This is a genomic window from Bradyrhizobium cajani (assembly GCF_009759665.1).
In the GTDB taxonomy this organism is placed as follows: domain Bacteria; phylum Pseudomonadota; class Alphaproteobacteria; order Rhizobiales; family Xanthobacteraceae; genus Bradyrhizobium; species Bradyrhizobium cajani.
On record NZ_WQNE01000076.1, the window covers coordinates 1 to 6,937 of the forward strand.

General features: G+C 57.8%; 3 protein-coding genes. 2 read left to right on the forward strand and 1 reads right to left on the reverse strand.

Features of this window, described 5'->3' with window-relative positions; translation table 11 throughout:
• The first annotated feature begins 722 nt into the window (after positions 1 to 722).
• Positions 723 to 1,013 (forward strand): DUF3892 domain-containing protein, encoded by a 291-nt coding sequence (locus GPL20_RS38325; protein ID WP_157337901.1) that lies wholly within the window; start codon positions 723 to 725, stop codon positions 1,011 to 1,013.
• Between the two features lie 1,463 nt (positions 1,014 to 2,476).
• A complete protein-coding gene (locus tag GPL20_RS38330) occupies positions 2,477 to 2,695 on the forward strand; it encodes a hypothetical protein (protein WP_157337903.1) in 219 nt (72 codons plus the stop codon).
• A gap of 2,964 nt (positions 2,696 to 5,659) precedes the next feature.
• Here the strand turns inward: GPL20_RS38330 and GPL20_RS38335 are convergent.
• The coding region (locus GPL20_RS38335; protein ID WP_246251302.1) for a thioesterase domain-containing protein at positions 5,660 to 6,937 on the reverse strand (1,278 nt) is incomplete at its 5' end.

Consider the following 6,937-nt stretch of genomic DNA (forward strand, 5'->3'; position numbering starts at 1 on the left):
GTTGTGTACGCTTCGCAGCCGCCGTTGCCGACGGCCACGCAACACTCACTACCGGGCGCTCGCTACCGCTTACCCGGACCGGACTTCCACCGGTTGGACCACGCCAGCTTGCCTGGCGCACAAGCAAGACAGTCCGCCAGCCTTTCGCCAGCTATCGCGAGCGCACCCAGTGCCTTTATGACCAACCCGCACACCGGGAGCAGTGCGGGCGCGGCGCGCTGGCGAAAGTCTCACAGGCATCCCACCCGAACCGGTTGGCACTCACGCGGCGCCCCTAGAAGAGCGCGTATGCGTGCAGTGATCTTCTGTGCCTCCTTCGACCCGAGATTGGGTTTCACGTAATCGAGTATGTCCCCCATTGCCTGAGCCTCAGCGGCCTTAGATGTCGCGACTTGGCGATCTGATGGGCCGACGGATCGACCGCGTGGGTCTGATTGGCCGCAAGCGCTTGCGACCGCAGGGACGTGATGTGCCGCTCGAATATGTGCATCCGTAAGCCCGTACTGCGCCCATGGATTTGAGCCGCTAACTTCGGTGGCCAGCCCGTCCTCGAAGAGTGAGGCTGGCCACCTTTGCTCCCGAGAGGCTCAATTTCCCAAGGGGGGCGATCAAGGAGTATCGCTGAGAAGGACTGGAAGCACCTACCTGAATTGGCAGCCGGTCGAATTGACTGCTCGGGTCTAAGCTAGTGCCTCAGGCTTGCAGATTTGGGAGAGACTCAAATGGCCAAACGCGCACGCATTCGTTATGCCAACAAGACGGACAGAAAGAATCCTCACGAAAGAATAACACATGTCGGCGGAGTAAACCCCGATGGAAAGCCGTGGAAGCGGTCCATCGACCAGGTTGTCAAAGATATCGAGAGCGCCGAATGGGAGTTCTATGTCGAAGAAAATGGACGCAGGGTTGGTGTGGTTGGAGCCACGCACAACGGGCACAAGTACATCAAGACAACGGCCGACGACATTCAACCAGACAATGTTCTCCCGCTCCTAGCCGAGTGCCCCGAATGATCTCAATCTCAGTGACCGTAGGCAGCGCGGGCGCGACTCGGCGCCGGTCAGCTGGGAGGGATCGGACGCTGTCCCCACCACGCCCGCGCTGCCAGTGAAGTTAGCGGCAACGTGACTCGGCGGGCTTGAAAGTGGACCGATGAGCGGCTGTCTCTGCCACGCACCGTTAACTTCAACACGGCCAGCGTTCCGTCTGGTAGCAAAGCTGACCGCGCTCGCTCCCGAGAGGCTTAAATTCCCAAGGGGCCGCCAAAGCAAAATCGTCGAAAAATTACCGGAGGGCACCTACCCGCACCAGTGGGTTGCCGCCTTCCCGGCGTGCCTGTCATATTAAAACCCTTGGCCTGCAACTGTTCGAGCTGGCTCCGCTCATAGGAGTAACCGCCGTGCCTAGGACGGAAGTGGTAGCGGCAATCCAAGCATTCACGGACTACCTCCGTAGGCCAAGCCATACACCGGCAGAAGACACGTAGGGGCCACAGCGAACTGAAGAACAGCTGGCCGATTGGCGATCCCGGGCTGAAGTTATCGGCTCAGAAATGGACGCGGTGGCGGATTGCCCTCTTTCGACCTTATACGAATTCGAGGCGCTCAGACGCGAGATGAGGACAGATGTTCCCGCAACGCCACCCGCTCTACTTAAACCGTGTAGGGGACATTTTTACGCCGTGGTTCGGCGGATGCCGGATCCTTAATCAGGACGGAGCCGGATGATGCCTAGCACATCTCGCTACGCAAGTGCGAAGCTATAAGACCTCGAATAAAAAGTTGTTCACGGTGCAGAAATCAGCCGAGACGAGCGCGCGAGCGGCATTCTGCGGATTACGAAGCGTCTTCGAGATGAACTCGAAGCCGCGCTCAAGGTAATCGATAGCCTCACGTATCACACCGGACTCACGGTGGCAGCCGCGCGACCTAAACAGCGGGAACGTTAGCGGCCACGTGACTCGGCGCTTTGAAGTGGACCGATAAAGCGCTGTCCCTGCCACGTGCCGCTAACTTATCAGCTTCAAGCGGGGGCAAGAAGCTGACAGGGGTGTATTCTCCGGACGACTGCCCTAGAGCAACTACCAAGACAGGGCGGTGACTTGGCGATCAGTCTCAGGTCGCAGGCAGTGCGGGCGAGACTCGGCGCTGTTCGGTTGCGTTGGATCAGACGCTGTCCCTGCCCCGCCCGCGCTACCATTTGAAGTTAGCTGGAACATGACTCGGCGCTGACCGTTCTGGTGCCATTGCGCTGTCCCTGCCACTCGCCACTAACTTCAAAGGCGTTTTACGCGGACTACCTTTCCGAAAGCTGACAAGGCGGGTGGCTATAGATCGCCGTCACGCTGCGGGCCTGCTTAGAATCTCACGTAATATGTTTTGTGAACAAACCATGGATCGGTCAAACCACTGTTGCTAACCGCTGGTATTGAGCCGATGACCGGCATCGGCTGGAGGCAACGCCCCAAGGGACGGCCATGCCTAATACTATTCGCGAACAACTTGATGAAGTGGAGCGTGATATCAAACTCTACGAGGAATTCGACGACCGCGAGAAAACTCGCTTCGAACGTGAGTGCTTCCTTTGGACCGCGGAAGATCGCATCGAGTGGCAGAAGACGCAGCGTTCGGTTGCTGAATACCTTCGCGAGCGCCAGGACGAGCGCAACGCCTTGCTCGACGAGCTTGAAGAATGAGTTATTGTTCGCCGACTCCAGCTTACTCGCGTCGCTTGAATCGTTCCTGTGCAAGAATAGGACGCCCCCCTATAGGCGGCCTGCGCGCCTCGCCTTCGAATGTAGGCGCGCGCCAAGTGATTTACCGAGATGAGCGCCAGGAAGGGATTTGAATCCGAGCCCTCGCGTATGAGCGTTCTCAGCGCCTGGCGCTGCATCGCTCGCGTGTTGTCGTCGATGTCATCCGCGAGCTCGAGCGCTATATGCGATAAGCAATGCTCAGTCAGGGGCGCCCGTTTAAGCGCAGCCATCTCGTCGTCTTGCGGACCACGAAGATCTCGGCCAGTAATCCACCTTCTGTTTGGTGGCCCAGGGATCGCTGAGAATTGAAGCTGTCTGCTGAACGACCTTACGCCAGCCCTGAAGCGCCGCGCGCAAGCTTGTCGAATTGGCAGCCAGCATTGAGGCGGTCCAGGATGGCCGCATCTACATCGAGCGGATCAACGCGCCATTCTCTACACGCTCAAGGCAAGCGGACCGGAGTTCGGAGCTGGCATCAAGCACGCAGTTGAGAAGGGCTGGCTCGAGCTACACGAGAGCGGGACTTTCGTGCGTTTGCTGGAGCCGGGAAAGGCGCTGACAACGTAGACCAACCGGCCCCAGCCTGGAGGTTTTTCCGGATCGAAAAACGAGCTGGGACCGAGAGGTCTGCCGCTATCTGGTCGCGGCAAACGCACCTTAATCCCAAAAAATCACCGCCTCGGGATTCACATTTGTGAATCGGCGCAAAGACGGAATGCCCCAGCTCGCGTGGGACGAGCTGGCGTCCGGAGGCAGCAGACCAGGCGAGCCGGTAAGGTCGCCTCAATTGGCTGCCGGTCTCCGCGCTGGCGAGCCTTGTTCTGGCTAGTGATCTTCAGAAATTGGTGCCGGTCGTCGTCTTTTTGCTTGCTCGTTCCTCGCTGGCCATAAGGCCTCAGCGTCCGAGACAGCCCCGGAAAATGCTTGAGGCCGTTTTGTTGTTTCCTGTCACGAACCTGTGGCACGGCCATTGCTAGGGTAGCGCTAACTGGGATTTCAGGGCTCAGTTTGAGAATGAAACGCTGCCGGGACATGTATTTCGAGCCCGGCAGCGTTCTATTTCGAGAAACTGGTGGCACTGCCGCCCCGCGCCCTCAAGCTTATCTCGCAGGCCGTGATCACGCGATGGACAATCCGTATATCCTTGACCGACAGCCCTTCTGAAAGATCGTTGGTCCAGGGAGCCTGCAATTCCATTGCGGCTTCGATCGAGAGCGCTCGTAGGTCATGGTCCGCAGTCTAGGACTAAAAGGCGTACCATGATACCCCCAAATTAGATTGTAGGGCCGCGCGCGGAACTTAGAGGCCCATCGAAATGAGCGCGAGCAGACCGATGCCTGCCCCAACGTCGACGCTGTGGATCATCCATGGCCGCGATACGACACAGCCAGCTCAGCGCAACCGCCAAGGTGCAGCCATGCGCTAAGGGCCGCCAAGGCTCGTCGCGCGAGACGTCGCCGGCGCCAAGCGATCGTTGTCGCTCTCAAGGTCGGGTCCTTAAAGCCCAGTGGAGAGCTTCCCTGATTTGCCGGTACCGATCAATTGAAAACTACCCTTCCGGGGGCGCTTCGGTGCGCTGGAACGTTTTGTACTGCGGCGAGTCCTTAAGGCATCGATCCTGTAGCTTGTGGATCGACTAATGGACGCAGTAGTTGCCTATGCGATCTCGGCCTTTATCGTTGGATTTGGCATCGGGATCTTCATTGCCGGTCTAAACTCTGGCTCGCCAACTTTGTGGGCTTGCATCGCCCTGATACCCGTTGCGATCGGACTCCTTAGCGCATTAGGTCACAAATAGGATCCATCCCCTCCCGGGGCGCCTCGGCGCGTCTGCTACTCCGTGTGGATTATGGGCATTTCGCCCAGCTGCCTATCGATGCTCGCACAGTCGTGTTGGCATGGCGCACTCCGGCGAAGCGGAATGGAAGAGCACCGCATTTGCAGGCCATTTTGATCCAACTGCGGCAAAGCGATGAATTCTAATAATCTTCCCGGCCTGACACCGATCGCAATATTGGTGTTTGCCACGATCCTTGTTGTCTTAATTTCGGCATGCCATTCACCTTGGCGGCCGAACCTCCCAAGCTGACAGATTTGCTCGGCTTTGCCGGCGACCGCTCTATCAGCTACAACTCTCTGAAACCGGAGCCGTCGCCTCATCAAAAGTGCGAAACATTCGGGACAGTACCCGCTTTCCAGATCATGGATAAGCCGGCACACGATATCTCTCTAGGAACTGAGAATGACAGGCTACATCTCAAGTCGCTTTGGTCAGCCGCCCGCAAATGCGCACCGTTCGGCGAGGCCTTCAGATTTCTCCTCGCGCGGCAGCACGGCAAGTGCCTCCGGCGCCGCCACCAGGCGAACGAGGCGAATTCGATCATGTGGCTCACTAAACGCCTCTGCGATAAGCGAGTTTGCGTAGCGCAGACGATCAAGGATAGGCGATGATGGATCGTCCCCCGACACCATCCGCATCGCCAAGCTTGCGAGTAGATCCCGTCCGGGCTGAAGTCATCATCAAATAGATTGGCCCAACGATCATCAAGATGACTCGCCCGTGGTCTGCTTGAAAGGCTAACATTCGGCGAGCCAACCCTATCGAAATAAACTCGAGCCTGAGAAGTCTCCCAAATGAACCCGTTCCCAACACGGACATCGTCCATGTGATGGTAGTCAAATTTTATGCGAATGAGATTGAGGATATACTCAGCCACATCAGGAGCTGCTTTCCAGGCCATCTCGTATTCGTGTCTATGCACCTGTACGAGCACAAGTGGTCATACCGCGCTGAATAGGCAGACCACTCGGCCGCCGCTTTCGTGCTGAAGCTGTCGACTCGGGCAGCGCCGGAGCTTGAGACGAACCTTCGAACCCTCAGCTTTCGGAGAAAGTTCTCTCGGTCTATTCAACAGCGCCGATCAAGGCTGTTGAAATGGCTCGAGCCAGAACTCGGCGGTTTTCTGGATTGCTCACCATTGTCACGTGGTTGCCTGGAACCGGTACGGCACGAATAGCCCCAGCATTCACGACCCGGTCCCACCCTTGGTTTGGCAAGCCGCTACTGGGGTGTTTGTCAGGTGGTACCCAACGACTGATGCGAGGCTCACTCGCATAGAACTGATGTATTTCAATCGCGAGCGGCGGAACGCGATACGATTGTAGCGCGCGGTGAAATGTCGCGGCCCTTTGGTACATCGAAACGTCACTGTGAAGATCGTGATCTGGAGCTAACGCTCCTGTTTGCTGCGCCTTTTCAAACAACTCAGAGATGGAACATTGTTCGGTGTCGCGTTCCAAAACCTCGTGATACTCATCGCGCAAGATTCCACAACGATCCAAGACAAATTCTCGTGCCAAATTCTTCAGTGATCCCTTTGAAGAAGCCGCAACTAGACTAACATCGATGAACGCCATGAATGATACAACTTCATCAACACTCAGTAACTGCTCGGCAATTGCATAAGCCAGGATTGCACCTGATGAGTATCCAGCAAAGCGGTATGGGCCACGTGGCTGGATCTGTTTAATTGCAAGAATCACCTCTGCGGCTATTGCCTCAATAGTCGGTGGGCGAACGTCATCGAAAGGAGGCCATGGCAGAGCGTAGACCGAGCAGTCTGCATCCATTTCCGCTGCCAAACCGAGGACATACGAACAATCCCCAAAACCTGTCGGGACAAAGAACAGAGGTGGCTGCGAGCCGGTCGGTCGAACGGGAATCACCGCCGTGTTACTGGGCTGCACCTGCAAACGAATCTTCGGTGCAAGCTCCTTCAGAACTGGGGCTCGGAAGAGGTCGGTGGCGCTAAAACCCAGGCCAAGCTTTAATGCGCGACTGAGCATCTGTACGGCCAAGAGCGAGTGGCCGCCCAGTTCGAAGAAGTGGTCGTTGCGCCCGATGCGCTCGACACCCAGGAGCTCGGCCCAGATCCGCGCCAGCGCCGTCTCGACCGCACCTTGCGGCGCCTGGTAGGCCGCCAGCGCATAGGCCTGATCGGCCGGCGCCGGCAGCGCGTTCCGATCGAGCTTGCCGTTCACCGTCAGCGGCAGCGCCGCCAGCCGCACGAACGCACTCGGCACCATGTAATCCGGCAGCCGCGCACTTAAGTGCGCCCGCAAGGCGCCCGCAAGCCCGCCTCCATCGCCCTCGTCCGAGCCGGCCTCGGGCGCGCAGACCAC

What these genes read in the sequence shown, in the direction of transcription:
- GPL20_RS38330 (WP_157337903.1), top strand. Translation starts at nt 2,477, where the DNA reads ATGCCTAATACTATTCGCGAACAACTTGATGAAGTGGAGCGTGATATC.
- GPL20_RS38325 (WP_157337901.1), top strand. Translation starts at nt 723, where the DNA reads ATGGCCAAACGCGCACGCATTCGTTATGCCAACAAGACGGACAGAAAG.